Source organism: Cupriavidus sp. NPDC089707 (genome assembly GCF_044748965.1).
Classification (GTDB): Bacteria; Pseudomonadota; Gammaproteobacteria; order Burkholderiales; family Burkholderiaceae; genus Cupriavidus.
The window spans coordinates 127,429-142,498 of sequence record NZ_JBIVHB010000016.1 but is presented as its reverse complement, the minus strand read 5'-3'; the positions used below and the strand labels follow the sequence as shown (position 1 = coordinate 142,498).

The window sequence follows — 15,070 nt, the reverse complement described above, 5'->3', positions numbered from 1 at the left end:
GGTCGCGCTCGCTCGCCCGCAATCCGTTTGTATCGCCTGAGTTCAGCCTCACCAAGGAGCCCCTGTTTTCAATCTCGATTTATGCAACAACGCCGCGTAGATCACATGTCATATTGTCAAACTGGCGCGGGCAGCAAGGCACGCGGCGTCACCCCATTTGTCTCGTTTCTGCTATCGCTGCCCTCGCTTGCTCTCGCCCAAGCATTGCCCGGCCAAGCTTTGACCACCGCCGCTGAGCAAGAGCAGCGGACCCGCCAGCAGCAGGAAGCCCGGGAGCGCGCCCAGGCGGTCCAGGCGCCGGGCGTGCGCGCGCAAGACGTTGCGCCGGTTGAATACCCGCCCCTGCCGACGGAAACACCGTGCTTCCGCATCGACCGCTTCGTACTGGAAGTGCCACCCGACCTGCCCGCCTCGTCACAGGCACAAGGCGCCTCGGCGCTGCCGCAAGACCCGTTCACCTTCGCCCGTGCCTGGCTGGAGCACTACCAGGGCGAGTGCGTTGGCAAGCAGGGACTGGAGCTGCTGACCAAGGGCGTGTCGCATGCCATCCTGAGCCGGGGCTACGTCACCACGCGCGTGCTGCTGCCGCAGCAGGATATGAGCACCGGCACGCTGCGCCTGTCCCTGATTCCTGGCGTGATCGGTGAGCTGCGCTTCGCCGATCCGGACACGCGCGGCACTTGGAAATCCGCCTTCCCCGCCCGCGCGGGCGATTTGCTGAACCTGCGCGATCTGGAGCAAGGACTGGAACAGATGAAACGCGTGGCCAGCCAGGACGCTGACATGCAGGTGGTGCCCACCCAGATACCGGGCGTCAGCGACGTGGTCATAACGGTCAAGCGCGCCAAGCCGTGGACCGTGGTGGCCTCGCTCGATAACTCCGGCACGCGCGCCACTGGCAAGTGGGTGGGCAACCTCAGTGTCGGCATCGACAACCCGCTGGGCCTGAACGACCTGTTCAACGTCGGCTACATGCAGGACGTGGAGTTCAGCAACAAGCAGCACGGCACGCGCGGCTGGAACGGCTTCTACTTGGTGCCGTGGGGCTATTGGACCGCCACGCTCTCGGCCTACTCGAACAACTACTACCAGCAGATCGCGGGCGTCAACCAGACGTTTATCTCCAGCGGCAGGTCGCAGACCGTCGACCTCAAGCTGCATCGCGTGATCCGCCGCAGCCAGAACGACGTGCTCGGCGTGCAGTTCCGCCTATCACGCCGCTTTGGCAAGAGCTTCATCGAGGATACCGAGATCGAACAGCAGCATCGCAACAACACGGTGCTGGAGGCCGGCTTCACCGACCGCCACTATTTCGGCGCCGCGCAGTTCGACGGCAGCCTCGTTTACCGCCAGGGCATTGGCGGCCTTGGCTCGCAGCCGGACGCGCTGGCGGTCGATGGCGGCCCAACCTGGCGCTACCGCATGGTGGTGGCGGACGCCAACTTTTCGGTGCCGTTCCAGCTGGGCGGCCAGCCGCTGCGCTACGTGACCACCTTCCGGGGCCAGTACACCGGCGACCGCCTCTATGCACTCGACATGATGACCATCGGCAGCCGCTACACGGTGCGCGGCTTCGATGGCGAAAACCTGCTCGCTGGCGACAGCGGCTTCAATTGGCGCAACGAGCTGCAAGCGCCGATTGGCGCCACCGGGCAGTCCATCTACGCTGGCGTGGACTATGGCCGTGTCTTCGGCCCGTCTACCGCCGTGCTGGTGGGCAGGCAACTGGCCGGGGCGGTGATCGGCGTGCGTGGCGGCTTCGGCTCAGGCTTTGGCCGGCTGTCCTATGACCTGTTTGCCGGCGTTCCGATCTACAAGCCTGCTGCGTTTCATACTGCTGGGGTGACAGGCGGTCTGCAAGTGACTTACCAATACTGATGAAGCAAACGTAGACTGACCATGAAGCTGTAGTTCTTTCCGAGGTCATCCACCGCGGTCCTCCAAGGCTGTGCCAGCGTCTACACTTCCGGCCAGGCACAGAATGAACAGGTGATCCGGTTCGGTACCGTGGAATCGGTTTCATGATCCAATCTATGCAAACCGGTGCCGGTACCCTGCTGGGCAGCGCGATCGGCGGCATAGCGGCCCGATATGTGGTCCCGCTCTGTGCTGGCCGCCGCCGGTTGCGCGCAGTTGCCACCTGCCGCCCGGTGCGTTTGTCAAGCGCTTGCGCGATGAAGACACCAAGTGGGGGAAGGTGATTGCGGACAAGGGAATCAGGGCTGACTGATCGCCGCAATCGTTGAGGCCTGGGGCCGTCCTTGCCTGAGCGCCACAAAAAACGGCGGGCTTCCGAAGAAGCCCGCCCAGTCTGCTACCAGTGGATCGATCTATCTGATTCGCTGCTCGGATTACGCCGCCACTTGCGCGCCGGCTGCAGCAGATTCCTTCGCAAACTGCTGCCTCGATGTTGCGACGTGCGAGGCAAGCACCGGCCGCAGCACTGCGATTGCCAGGAACGCCGCGGTCAGGTCCATCACCGCCACCGTGTAGAGCACCGTCGACCACGTGCCGGTGGCTTCCATCAGCAGGTTGCCGATCGGCACGAACAGTGCGCCGATGCCCTTGGCGGTGTACAGCACGCCGTAGATCTTGCCGATGTGCTTGGTGCCGAAGGCATCGCCCGCCAGTGCCGAGAACAGCGAGTAGACCTCGCCCCAGGCCAGGAACACCACGCCGGACAGGATCAGGAAGGCGTACGGGTTGCTCCCGAAGTAGCCCAGCGCGATGATGCCCAGCCCTTCCAGCGTGAAGGCGATCACCATCGTCTTCTCGCGGCCGATGTTGTCCGAGATCCAGCCGAACAGCGGACGCGAGATGCCGTTCATGATGCGGTCCAGCATCAGGGCGAGCGGCAACGCAGCCATCACGAAGAAGTGCAGGTCGACCTGGAACTCCTTCACGCCCAGATCCTTGGCGATGACGCCCAGCTGTGCCACGGCCATCATGCCGCCGGTGACCACCAGCACAAACATCACCAGCATCAGCCAGAACAGCCTGGTGCTCAGCGCTTCCTTGAGGGTGTAGTCGCGCGTGGCCTGCGCCAGCTTCTTCGACGCCCGCACTTCGCCGGTCTTGGGCGAACGCAGGAACCAGGCCGCGACGAAGGCCAGCGACCCTTGCAGCAGGCCGAAGAACATGAAGGTGTGCTGGAAGCCCTGCGACTCGATCATCGCCGCGATCGGCAGGATGGTCGCCGCCGAACCCGCGCCATAGCCGCCGGCGGTCAGGCCGACCGCGAGGCCGCGGCGGTCCGGGAACCACTTGAGCGCGTTGTTGATGCAGGTCGCGTAGATCGAGCCCACGCCCAGGCCGCCGACGGCAGCGCCGACATAGAAGCCCATCAGCGTGGTCGCCTGCGAGTTGATGCACCACGCCGCGCCGATAAAGAGCGCGCCGAAGGCGACCATCAGCCGGGGCCCGAATTTGTCGATGAAGTAGCCCTCGATGGGCGCCAGCCAGGTCTGCACCAGCACGAACACGGTAAAGGCAATCTGGATGCTGGCGCGTGACCAGCCGTAGGTATCCTGAATTTCAGGCACGAACAGTGTCCAGGCGTACTGGATGTTCGCGGTGGCGATCATGCAGACCACGCCGACGAGCAGCTGGATCCAGCGCGTGGAATCCGACGCGGGTTGATTGGGGTGCAGGGCCCCTGCCGTTGCGTTACTCATAGCGCGCTCCTTGAACCGTGGGTTTCGGGGAATCCGTGGGGATGGACGAAGGTGGGGACGCCATGCGCGTCAATATGCAGGTGGCTCCTGGCATTTTCTGTCTCCTGTGTCGTGGGCATTAACTGCCTTTTATCGCGACGCCATATCGACGTCTCCCGCACTCACCTTTTTTCAAAACTACGAGATGCGATGGGATACACAGTATGTGATATATCAAGGAAGTACAAGACGAACCAGCAGCAGGGTTTTCACTAGCCCGCGGATTAATGAGGGATATGGCTGGAAAACCGGATTCAGGCTATTTACGCATCAGTGAGAAAGACGCATGAATAAGTGCGTCATGCTCCTGAAAAGCCAATGCTGGAGCGGCTTTGAGGGAAGTGTTGACGACTTGGCCAAATGCATGTCAAATGCTGGCCAACCGCGGAACATTGCGATTTTGTAATGTTCCGGGAAAAATCAGGGTTTTCACCAGACCGAATCAGAAATCGGCAAAATAAGATTCCCGATTAATATCGACCGCGAATAATTGAGGATAAAAAAAAGCCCGCAGGCGTCCCGGCGGGCGGAGTCATGATGCGGGACATCAGCCGCAGCATGTCCCCGTATTTATAAGCGATTATCCGGAGCAAATAAACAAGGCCGCGCCTAGTGGATTACCCGTTGTCTGTGTCCGATAGCACGAGGGCCTCCCCCATGGCTGCCGCGAAGGCGCCACATTCACTCAGGCTCAATCCCGGCTGCCTTGATCACCTTCGCCCACTTCTGCGTTTCACTCCGCACGAAGGCGGCCAGCTCTTCCGGAGTCGATGACGCAGGCTGGCTGCCGGTGCGCGCAAAGTAATCCGTCGCCGCCGGGCCATCCAGGCCCCTGGCGATCAACCGGCTCATTCGCTCCACGACTGGCCCGGGTGTCCCCGCAGGGAAGAATGCAGCAGACCAGGCCACCATTTCATAGCCGGGCAGGCCGCTTTCGGCCATGGTCGGCACGTCTCTGAGCACAGGATTGCGCTGTGCGGTGGTCACCGCGACCGCTCGCAGCTTGCCACCCTGGATCAGCGTCATCGCGGGCGAGATGTCGGAGATCATGAAGTCGACCTGGTGGCCCATCAGATCGGTGAGCGCCAGCGGCACCCCCTTGTATGGCACATGCAAGGCCTGCACACCAGCCATCATCTTGTACAGCTCGCTGGCAATGCGTGTCGAAGAACTGCCGCTCGCAAAGGTAAGCTGGCCTTGCCGCGACTTTGCCAGCGCGGTCAGGTCGGCCAGCGTGCGCACCGGGCTGTCGGGCGGCACCACCAGCACCAGCCCGCTCTTGGCGATCAGCGAAGCCGGCGCGAAGTCTTTGACGGGATCGTATGGCAGCTTCTTGAACAGCGAGGCATTGGCAGCATGGGTGGTATTGGTGGTGACCAGCATGGTGTAGCCGTCGCCAGCCGCCGTGGCAACGGCCTTGGCGGCAATAAAGCCATTGGCGCCGGGACGGTTGTCTACCACGATGGGCTTACCGGTCTGCGCGGTGATGCGTTCGCCGATAAAGCGGGCACTGTTATCCGTGCCGCTTCCCGCCGGGAATGGCACGATGACGCGGACGGCCTTTTCGGGATAATCGCCGGCGTTGGCTGCCGCAGCGCTTCCTGGGGAAATGGCCGCGGCCAGCATTGGCAGCATCGCGCAGGCAACCGTGCGCAGCCGGATTCGATGAATCATGTTGTCTCCTCGTGCCTTTGGCATCTGTTGTGTGAATCGATTGGCTGGCGACCCGCGGACTCAGCCGTCGTGCGCCCGTACCAGGATGGCCCGGCACGGTCCGCCGCCGGCCTGGAAGTGCAACGTGCCGCCTTCCGGCACGAACACCCAGTCGCGCGCACCCGCGCGGAAAGGCTGCCCGTTGATCTCGCCGTGAATGGCGCCTTGCTGGAGGTACAGCACTTGTTCCGTGCCGGGGATCGCATGTGCCTGCGCGCCGCCGTCGGCGTCGAGCGATAGTGCGCGGATATCCAGGTGACGGGCGCCAACGGTGTCGCGCGTGATGACGGGCCGCGCAAGTACGCCGTGGTAATGCGGCAGGCCGGCCGGCGCTTCGTGCTGCGGAACGTCACGCACGCTATCGTCCCGCGCATGGCAGCGCGGGTCGTCCGCGCCGGTTGCCGTCAGCGCCGCGTTGGGGTTTTCGCTGTACGGCGGCGCGTACACCACCATGACCTGCACCGGTTCGTCGCTCACCACCTCGAAGCGATGGAACACGCCCATGGGATTGAAGCTCCAGTCGCCGGCCTCCAGGCGGCGTTGCCTGCCCGCGACTTCGCCGATGCCCGCGCCGGCCAGCAGGCAGGATGCCTGCTCCAGATCCGGATGCGCATGCGGCAACGCGCCATGCCCGCGGGTGATGGTGCCGAGCAGCACCTCGACCCGCTGCGCGCCAACGGTCTCCCGGCCGATCACGCGCTGGTTGGAGGTGCCGGTGTGATTGGCCGGCGAATAGGCCGGCACCTCGGCGGCACGCCTGACGTAAGGACAGTTCATGCGAGGTCTCCGTTCTGGATGTCGGGCCTGGCGGCGGACTTGGGGATCGCCAGGTCGGGATAGCGTTCGGTGAGCATCGCCGGCATTTCCACGTCGAGGATGAAGCGGTCGCCGCGATACCAGAACACGCCGGCCGTCAGCACGTTGCCGTCGATATCGAGCGTCGTCCGCACGATGCGGGCCACGGGTGCGGCGAAGGCATAGTCCAGCTCGCGCGCCAGCACCGCGTCGGCGGGTTCCACCGTCATGGTCTGGCGCATCATGCCGAGGCGCTCGCCCTGCGACTGGCGCAGCAGGTGCGCGATCTTGTGGTGCTTCTCGCCGCCGCGCGGAAAGCTTGCAAACACCTTCGCGGCAACATACAGCTCGATCAGGCAGAACGGCATGCCGTCGTGCACATGCAGCTTGCGCAGCATCACGTAGCCGCCTTCCATTGGTACCCCGCTGCCGGCGAGCCCGGGTGGCAGCCCGGCTTCCTTGCGCTTCTCGAGGATGCGGATTTCAAGCGCGTTCGGGCCCACGGACACATCATTGATGGCCGAGCGCATGCCCTCGCCGGGGCCGGACGGTACCATGATCACGTGCGTGCCGCGCCCGCGCTGGCTGGTGATCAGGCCCTCTTCAGTCAGCAAGGCGTAAGCCTGGCGCACGGTGACCTTGGCGATGCCGTATGCCTGTGCCAGTTGCTCGACCGTGGGCAACTGGAATCCCACGGGATATTCGCCTGCGACGATCTTGTGGCGCAATACGCTGGCGAGCTGGCGGTAGCGGGTCACGCCGCCGGCATTGTCGTCGGGCAGCACGGCGCTGTCGCCGGCGGCAGGACTGGCTGCCGTGGCACGCGTCATGGCAGCAGGCTCCGGGGCACGCTCACGGGCATTGACAGCAGGATCTGCGCCATGCCCTTGCCGAGCGGATCATTGCGCAGCGAGGCCATCCCGCCGCCGTCGAGCGCTTGCTCGCAGACAAAGTTGAGCGCGTCAAAGCCCGGCAGCTCATGGCGCGACACCGGCCCCCGCACCAGGTGGCCGAGCCACTCCGCGACGCGCGCCGCGGTGACTTCCGCGCGCAGTACCGGCAGATAGGCCGGCTGGCGCGCGATCAGGCCGATGTTGGAGATATCGCCCTTGTCGCCGCTGCGGCCGTAGGCGAGACGGATCAGCGGGACTTCGATGCGGTCGCCCGCGGGCACCGCCCCGGCGCCGGCGGCATCGCCGGCCGCAGTGGACCATACCGGCGCGGCGTTGCCGGCCGGCACCGGGATCGCCACCGGCGTGCGCACGCCGTCCATGACGACCGCCGGCGCGAGCCTTGTCTTGTCGAGCAGAAACGCATACTGCCGGACCGAAGGCGACGGGCTGGCGCGCCCGCCGCCCGATCCGGTGGTGCCAGGCGCCCAGCTGGTGCCGGCCGCGGCAATCTCGCGCGCGAACAGTTCCAGCGCGTCCTTTTCCGCATGCATTACCGCCAGCCGCATGATGGCCTCGCGCGTGGCGCGCGCCGCGGCGTGCGGGCCGTAACACGATTCCGCACCGAGCACTTCGGCCCGGGTGCGCGTGTAGTCGCCCCAGCCATGCTCGGCGAAGAGGCTGCGGGTTCGCGACAAGATCGCTTCGGCGGTGCGCTCGGCCTTGGCCACGGCATCGATGCCGACAATGGTCAGCTGCGCATTGCAGCGATAGCCGTCGACATAGGTGGCGCTGACCTTGTAGCTGCCGCCAGGCGCGCGGCCGCGCGCCCCGCTGACGTGCACCAGGTCGGGTCCCGCCTGGCGCAGCGCCACCTGGGTGAAATCGCAGGTGACGTCGGGCAGCAGGTAGGCTGCGGGATCGCCGATTTCGTACAGGATTTGTTCACCAACGGTAGCGGTGCTGACCAGCCCGCCGGTGCCCGGCGGCTTGCCGACCGCGAAGCTGCCGTCAGGACTGCACTCCACCACGGGATAGCCGATGTTGGGCCAGTCCGGCACGCTCTCCCAGTCGGTATGCATCCCGCCGGTGGCCTGGCAGCCGCACTCGATGATATGGCCCGCCAGGCTGCCCTGCGCCAGCCGGTCATAGTCGTCCGGCTTCCAGCCGAACTCGTGCATCAGCACCCCCAGCGTTACCGCGCTGTCCACGCAGCGGCCGGTAATCACGATCTGCGCGCCCTGGTCGAGCGCCTGGCGGATCGGCAATGCGCCCAGGTAGGCGTTGGCGCTGACCACCTTTTCCGGAAGGCGTTGTCCTTTCTGCAGGTCGGTGACGCCGGCCTGGCGCAACTCGGCAAGTTGCGGCATGACGTCGTCGCCCTCCACCACCGCGATATGCACTGGCACGCCCTGCTCTGCCGCGATCGCGGCTAGCGCCCGCGCGCAGCCATGCGGGTTGATGCCGCCGGCATTGCTGACCACGCGGATGTTGCGCGCGACGATCTCGCGCAGCAGGCTTTTCATCGTTACCGCGACAAAGTCGGTGGCATAGCCGAGTTCGGGCTTGCGCAGCCGTGCCGCGGCCAGGATCGACATGGTCAGCTCGGCCAGGTAGTCGAACACCAGGTAATCGATGTCGCCGTGGCGCACCAGTTGCGGCGCAGCGATGCTGCTGTCGCCCCAGAAGCCGGAGGCGCCGCCTATCCGCACGGTAGGGACGGTGCGGGCTGCGTGCGCTGTCTCTGTCTTGTCTTGCATGCTGCTGCCTCCTTGCTTACTTGCCGGTCCACTCGGGCTTGCGCTTCTCGCGAAATGCAAGCTGCCCTTCGCGCGCGTCCGCGGTCATGGCGAGCAGGCCGATCTGGCTTTCGGTGAATGCCATCGACTGCTCGAACGGCATGGTGTCGATGTGCTTGAGGGTGTAAAGCCCGCGCTTGATCGCCGTCGGCGATTTGTCCAGCAGGCGGCCCAGCAGCCAGTCAAGCTTGCCATCCAGGTCGGCGCTGACGTAGTTGACCAGGCCGGCCTGGAGTGCTTGCCGAGCGTCTAGCGGCTCGCCGCACAGGCACAATTCGTTGAGCAGGCGGCGCGGCACCAGCTGCTGCAGCACGCTCAATACCTGCGCCGGAAATACGCCAACCTTGACTTCCGGCAGCCCGAACACCGCGCGTTCGCTGGCCACCGCCAGGTCGCACATCGCCATCAAGCCCATGCCGCCCGCCATGCAGGCGCCGTTGACGCGCGCCACCAGCGGCACGGTGGCCTGGCGCGCGCGCCGCAGCAGGTTGGCCAGGCGCTGCGCGGGTTCGGCATAGTCGAAGGCAAAGGATTTTCCGGTCTGCAGGTCGGCGCCAGCACAAAAGGCCTGCTCGCCTGTGCCCGTGATCACCACGGCCCGGATCGTGTCATCGCGCTCCGCTTGTTCGATGCCCGCATGCAAGCCGTCCAGCACCGCGGGGCTGATCGCATTGCGCCGTTCCGGCCGGTTGATGGTCAACCACAGCACCGGGCCGCGGACTTCGCTCAACAGTTCGGCGTTCATGCGCGGTCTCCGGTGGAGGGAACGGTGGTGGCGACGGCGGCAGGCTCGCGCGATGCGCCGCAGGCCATCAGTGTGTCGATCTGCGCGTCGCCATAGCCGGCTTCGCGCAAGACTTCGCGGCTGTGCTCGCCCAGCACCGGCGCGTGGCGGCGCGCGCCCGGCGGCGTGCCGTGCCATTCGCTCGGGACGGCCATTTCGCGGATGCGGCCGACAGCCGGATGCTCCGACTCGCTGAAGAAGCCGATGTCATGCAAATGCGGATCGTCGAGCAGCGATTCAAAGGTATGCATGGGGAACACGGGAATATCGGCCTCCTTGAGCAAGTCCTGCCATTCCGCGGTGGTGCGCCTGGCCATCTCGTCGCTGACCATGGCGTAGAGATCGGTGATGTGCGCCGTGCGGGTGGTGATATCGGCAAAGCGCGGGTCGCTGTCATACAGCTCAGCTTTGCCGATCACTTCGAGGAAGGCGCGCCAGTGGTGGTCGTGATAGATCAGGCAGCAGACATGGCCGTCGCGCGTGCGGTACGGCCGGCGCTCCGGCGACAGCAAGCGCGGGTAGCCGAATCCGCCCCTGGGTGGCACGAAGGTCTCGCCGTAAAGGTGGTCGCCCATCACGTACGGGACCATGGTCTCAAACATCGGCACGTCGACGCGCTGCCCCTTGCCGGTACGCGCCTGCGCATAGAGCGCGGCACAGATCACGCCGAACGCATACAGGCCGACCGAACGGTCCGCGATGGTCAGCGGCAGGTAGCGCGGAATGTCGCCGGTGCCCATGGCCACGGCCTGGGGCAAGCCGGTGGCGGCCTGGATCAGGTCGTCGAACGCGGCCTGCGGGGCATAGCGTCCCCGTTGCGAGAAGCCGAACATGCCCACATAGACCAGCCGCGGGTTGATCGCGGCCAGGGTTTCGTAATCCAGCCCCAACCGCTGCATGGCTTGCGGCCTGACGTTGTAGGCGAGCACGTCGGCATCCTCGACCAGGCGCAGCAGCGCCTGCCGTCCTTCAGGGGATTTGAGGTCCAGCACGATGCTGCGCTTGTTGCGGTTCAGCCCGAGGAAGAGCGGGCCCATCTTGTCCTTGCCGCACGGGCCGATGGCGCGGGTACTGTCGCCGCCAGGGGGTTCTACCTTGATCACGTCGGCGCCAAGGTCGCCGAGCATCTGCGTGGCCGAGGGCCCCATGAATACGGCGGTGATGTCCACCACCTTCACACCAGCCAATGCACCGGTACGGGTCTCCATCCTCATTTCCTTGTTTCTATAGTTCTATAGATAGGACTATATGCAGTTCGAATGGATTTTGCAAGCTGGGGCGCACGCGTGCCGTCCCAAGCCGGCGCGCCAGGTGATGGGCAGGGCCTGGCCGGCTACGAGTGGCCGGCTACGAGGTGCCGGTGCGTGGCGATATTCCGCACCAGGAGGCCGTATTCCTCGATGAGACAAACCCGCTCTCTTCGCCGATCAAGGCCAAGGGTGTGGGCGAGCTGGGCATCGCCGGCGTGGCGGCGGCCGTCGCCAATCGGTCCACGATGCCTGCGGCGTGCGCGTGCGCGACTACCCGATCACGCTGGACAAGCTTCTGCCGAAGCTGCCACGGCAGGCTTGACCGGCGCGACAGTCCATTCGTATCCCAGCCGTACGCCGGCAATGCCGCCGTCGTGGTCGTGGTCGATGACCGCCGCCTTGGCCTGCTGAAGCGCCTCAACGCGCTGTCCCGGCAGGCCGAAGCTGGCCACCAGCTCGTCGTCGCCCAGCGGAGGCAGCGGCTTGCGGCGGTCCATGCCGGCGAAGCGGAACTGGTTGTACAGGGCCCACAACAGCAGCACCACGCCGTTGAACACGCCCACCAGCACGTACACCGACAGCGTGCCCATGGTGGGCATCAGCGCGGACCAGAACGGCACGTCGGGGCCGCTGGAAGCTTCCAGCAGGATGTCGCGGATGCCGCTGGCGAAGAGGTAGAAGAAGCCGATCCACGCCAGCGCGGTCAACACCGCGTCGAACGCCCAGCGCAGCGGTGCGCGCCGGGTACGGATGATCATGTTTTCGGGATGCATGACGATTTCATCGATTGGATGCCGCGATCGGGACTGTCCCAGCGCGCACGCTTGCGCCGGGTCTTGAGCATGACCTTGGGGAAGGCCAGCAGCGTGGTGAACATGCCGACCAGCCAGTACGCCAGCGGGTACCAGATGATCCAGTACAAGGTGCGTCCCAGGCGCGGCTCATAGCGCCGGTCGATCGCCACGCTGATCATGAACTGCAGAATGCAGACGGCGGCCAGCACCATGCCGGTAAAGCCCGGCGGCATCAGCTTCTGGATGCGGATATGCGCCGGCAGTTCGATGAAATGCCCCAGCGCCCACAGCACGATCGACATGGCAAAGGCAAAGGCCCAGCTTGCCGACAGGCAGTACTCCGCCATCAGCGGCCACAGCCGGCGGTGGCGCCAGATCCAGATCGAGCGCACGTTCTTCATGAACACTTCGGCCCCGCCCTGGGCCCAGCGCAGCCGCTGCTTGAACAGGCCGCGCACGGTCTCGGGCATCAGGATCCAGCACAGTGCGCGCGGCTCATAGAAGATCGACCAGTGGTCGCGTTGCAGCTTCCAGCTGATGTCGATGTCCTCGGTGATCATGTCCAGGCTCCAGTAGCCGACGCGGTCCAGCGCGCGGCGACGGAACGCGGCGACCACGCCAGACACGGTAAAGACCTGGCCATAGACGCGCTGGGTGCGCTTGATCAGGCCGATGATCGACGAAAACTCGCCGACCTGGATGCGCCCCACCAGCGTCGAGCGCGTGCGGATGCGCGGGTTGCCGGTGACCGCGCCCACGCGCGGGTTGGCCACCATCGGCGCGACCAGGTAGGCCGCGGCGTCCGGGTCCAGCGCGGCGTCGCCGTCGATGCAGACCAGGTATTCGCCGCGCGCGGCCAGCGCGCCCATGCGCAGCGCCATCGCCTTGCCCTGGTTCTGCGCCAGGTGCACCACGCGCAACCGTTCATGGCGCTGCGCCAGCGCTTCCAGCACGGCGCCGGTGCCGTCGCGCGAGCCGTCGTTGATGGCGATCACTTCAAAGTTGGGATAGCGCTGTCCCAGCGCGGCCAGCAGCGTCTCTTCGCCGCTCTGCTCTTCGTTGTAGCACGGCACCAGGATCGAGATGAACGGCGAACCTTGCACGTCAGGCGGCACGCGGTTCTCGCCCCACTGCCACTTGCGCTCCCAGTGCAGCCAGAAGTACACGCCGCCGGCCATCCACAAGCCGGACATGAACAGCGGATAGAAGAACACGAAGGCCAGCAACAGGTCGCCGGTGGCAAGCGCGGCCAGCGCGAACGGCAGCGCCAGCGCGAGGCACAGGATGACCAGGGCAAACAGTCTTTCGATCATGGTGCGGGGTACCAGGCGTTAGACAGCGCCGGGCGGATCACGTCGAGCCGGGGCTGGTTGTTCAGGAAGTCGTCGGGGTAGTAGCCGAAGCTGCGCGCGCCCCGCTGCTGCAGGCGCTGCATCCAGCCGGCCAGTACCTTGCTGTCGACGGGCGTCTCTGGCTTGCGCCAGTCGCGCGCCTGCAGCTCGAATACCGTGCGCCGCAGCGCGTCGGGACGCTGCGCCACCGCATCGACGATGCGGTCGAGCCACTGGTTCTCCTTGCCGCGCGGCACCTGCTCCATGTACGGCATTGCCATCGGCGCGGTCCAGTCGTACGCGGCCAGGAAGTCGTCGAGGTTCTGCGCGAACCAGGCTTCGCTCTCCGGCTGCAGGATGGGCATGGCGAAGATATTGCGCGCGGTCTTGATCGCCGGGCCGCGGATAGCGCGCACGCGCTGCGTCAGCGCCTGCGTGAAATCGACCAGCGCACGGCTCTTCATGCGCGTCCAGCGCTGCATGGTTTCCGGGTCGGCGCGCAGCGCGGCAATGTTGTCCGGCAGCCCCGCCTTGCGGTACGCGGCCAGTGCCGGCGCGCTGGCGTCCTCGAAGTCGCTGAGGACGGCGTCGTCATGGAACAGGATGCCCTCGAAGAAGGCGTGGCGGGCCAGGTCTTCATAGACCTCGGTGATGCGCTGGCGCGCCGTCGGGTCGAACGGCGACAGGCGGCGGTACTGCTTCGCGTCGACCTCGGCGCGGCTGGTGGCCGGATCCCAGCGCGTCACGCGCGGCAGCGACGGGTCCATGTCGAAGCTCAGCACCGGCATCCAGGCGTAGACCTTGACGTTGGTGCGGTTGTCGAGCTGCCACGCCACGCGGTTGAACAGGTCGGCGCGCATCGGCAGCCAGCGGTTCGGGAAGTACACCGACTTGACCAGGCCGTCGCCGTCTTCATCGGAGAAGGCCTGCAGGAAGACCGTGTTGATCTTCAGGTCGTAGATGCGCTGCACTAGCTGGTCGAGGTTGCGGTTGAGCTGGGCGGGGTCCGGGTCATAGACATAGTCCAGGTCGACGTGCGCGACGCGCATGGCGCTCGGCTCTTCCATCGTCGCCACCGATTGCGCGAACGCGCGCAGGCCCGGGTCGTCGGCAAGCAGCATGCGTGCGCCGGACATCAGCTTGTCGACCTTGGCCAGGCCGTCTTCCAGCGTCAGCGCCATCTCGTAGCCGTTCTCGCCGATGATGCGCAGCGCGGTGCCGCCTTCGGCGCCGTACGGCCAGATCCACACGCGCACCGGCTTGCCGGTGACGGCGTGGATCTTCTTCGTGATGCGCTGCACGTCGGTGCGCACGCGCGTCTCGTAGGCGGCGTCGGTTTCATAGCGGCCGGTGCCGGCATCGAAGCCGCGCACCGCGGCGGCCGGCTCGGTATTGCCTTGCGGGTTGGCGTTGATGCCGTAGTGCAAGGCGTCCGTGTGCGCGCCGATCTCGACCAGCCCGGAGGCAGAGATTTCACGCAGTTGCTGCCAGGTCAGCAGGCGATCCCGCGCGGTCGGCGTGCCGCCAAAGTCGACCGGCTGGTCCGCCGGTGTATCGAGCCACGCGCCGACCGGTGCCAGCACCGCGGGCCAGCGATACGCCTTCAGGATCGGCAGCACACGCGCATGGAAGCTGCGGTAGCCGTCATCGAAGGTGAGCAGCACCGCGCGCGCCGGCAACGGCTTGCCGCCGCGGCGCGCGGCCAGCACCTGGTCGACCGAGACCGCCTGGTATCCGTTCTCGCGCAGCCAGGCAAGCTGGCCGATCAGGTGATCGGTACGCACGCTCAGGTAGGCCTGGTCGGGGTCCTTGTCTTCGACGTCGTGGTAGGCCAGCACCACCAGGTGGTTGTCCGGCCAGGGCTGTTCGGCGGCGGCGAGCGGGCGCTGCGCCGGCGGCGTGAACACCGGGATGTCCTTGGCGCAGCCGGCCAGCAGGCATGTGGCGAGCAGCAGCCAGAGCAGGCGGCGCCAGGCGCGCTGCGGGAATCGTGTCATGGCG

Annotated in this window: 11 protein-coding genes and 1 pseudogene; 2 read left to right on the top strand and 10 right to left on the bottom strand. The window is 65.9% G+C overall.

The annotated features are described in order from the left end of the window. The first annotated feature begins 105 nt into the window (after nucleotides 1-105). Complete coding sequence (locus tag ACIP1U_RS23230) at nucleotides 106-1,878, top strand: ShlB/FhaC/HecB family hemolysin secretion/activation protein (protein ID WP_400319899.1); 1,773 nt, start codon at nucleotides 106-108, stop codon at nucleotides 1,876-1,878. Nucleotides 1,879-2,351: 473 nt separating this feature from the next. On the opposite strand, the gene oxlT is transcribed toward ACIP1U_RS23230, so the two are convergent. From oxlT to ACIP1U_RS23195, 7 genes are all read right to left on the bottom strand, one after another. Then, nucleotides 2,352-3,674, bottom strand: a complete 1,323-nt coding sequence (oxlT, locus tag ACIP1U_RS23225) for an oxalate/formate MFS antiporter (RefSeq protein WP_400319896.1) — start codon at nucleotides 3,672-3,674, stop codon at nucleotides 2,352-2,354. A gap of 720 nt (nucleotides 3,675-4,394) precedes the next feature. After that, on the bottom strand, nucleotides 4,395-5,387 hold the full coding sequence (locus tag ACIP1U_RS23220; RefSeq protein WP_400319894.1) for a Bug family tripartite tricarboxylate transporter substrate binding protein: 993 nt from the start codon (nucleotides 5,385-5,387) through the stop codon (nucleotides 4,395-4,397). Nucleotides 5,388-5,447: 60 nt separating this feature from the next. Then, complete coding sequence (locus ACIP1U_RS23215) at nucleotides 5,448-6,203, bottom strand: cupin domain-containing protein (RefSeq protein WP_400319892.1); 756 nt, start codon at nucleotides 6,201-6,203, stop codon at nucleotides 5,448-5,450. After that, nucleotides 6,200-7,051, bottom strand: coding sequence for a GntR family transcriptional regulator (locus ACIP1U_RS23210; protein WP_400319889.1), 852 nt, complete (start codon nucleotides 7,049-7,051; stop codon nucleotides 6,200-6,202). Before ACIP1U_RS23210 ends, ACIP1U_RS23215 begins: the two co-directional genes overlap by 4 nt. Beyond that, entirely contained in the window at nucleotides 7,048-8,871 is a 1,824-nt protein-coding gene (locus ACIP1U_RS23205) for an acyclic terpene utilization AtuA family protein (protein WP_400319886.1), read from the bottom strand. The genes ACIP1U_RS23210 and ACIP1U_RS23205 overlap by 4 nt, the downstream gene beginning before the upstream one ends. Nucleotides 8,872-8,887: 16 nt before the next feature. Beyond that, nucleotides 8,888-9,655, bottom strand: a complete 768-nt coding sequence (locus ACIP1U_RS23200) for an enoyl-CoA hydratase/isomerase family protein (RefSeq protein WP_400319883.1) — start codon at nucleotides 9,653-9,655, stop codon at nucleotides 8,888-8,890. After that, on the bottom strand, nucleotides 9,652-10,902 hold the full coding sequence (locus ACIP1U_RS23195; RefSeq protein WP_400319880.1) for a CaiB/BaiF CoA transferase family protein: 1,251 nt from the start codon (nucleotides 10,900-10,902) through the stop codon (nucleotides 9,652-9,654). Before ACIP1U_RS23195 ends, ACIP1U_RS23200 begins: the two co-directional genes overlap by 4 nt. A gap of 131 nt (nucleotides 10,903-11,033) precedes the next feature. Here ACIP1U_RS23195 and ACIP1U_RS23190 point away from each other — a divergent pair. Further along, nucleotides 11,034-11,266, top strand: a pseudogene (locus ACIP1U_RS23190) (xanthine dehydrogenase family protein molybdopterin-binding subunit); the annotation flags it as partial. Here ACIP1U_RS23190 and pgaD read toward each other — a convergent pair. From pgaD to pgaB, 3 genes are read right to left on the bottom strand one after another with little or no spacing between them, the layout of a single operon-like run. Next, nucleotides 11,223-11,717: a poly-beta-1,6-N-acetyl-D-glucosamine biosynthesis protein PgaD gene (gene pgaD / locus ACIP1U_RS23185; protein WP_400319878.1), complete on the bottom strand. Its 495-nt coding sequence runs from the start codon at nucleotides 11,715-11,717 to the stop codon at nucleotides 11,223-11,225. The pseudogene ACIP1U_RS23190 and the gene pgaD sit on opposite strands and share 44 nt — an antisense overlap. After that, on the bottom strand, nucleotides 11,699-13,051 hold the full coding sequence (gene pgaC, locus ACIP1U_RS23180; protein ID WP_400319875.1) for a poly-beta-1,6-N-acetyl-D-glucosamine synthase: 1,353 nt from the start codon (nucleotides 13,049-13,051) through the stop codon (nucleotides 11,699-11,701). The genes pgaD and pgaC overlap by 19 nt, the downstream gene beginning before the upstream one ends. Continuing rightward, complete coding sequence (gene pgaB, locus ACIP1U_RS23175; protein WP_400319872.1) at nucleotides 13,048-15,066, bottom strand: poly-beta-1,6-N-acetyl-D-glucosamine N-deacetylase PgaB; 2,019 nt, start codon at nucleotides 15,064-15,066, stop codon at nucleotides 13,048-13,050. Before pgaB ends, pgaC begins: the two co-directional genes overlap by 4 nt. Nucleotides 15,067-15,070: the final 4 nt, after the last annotated feature.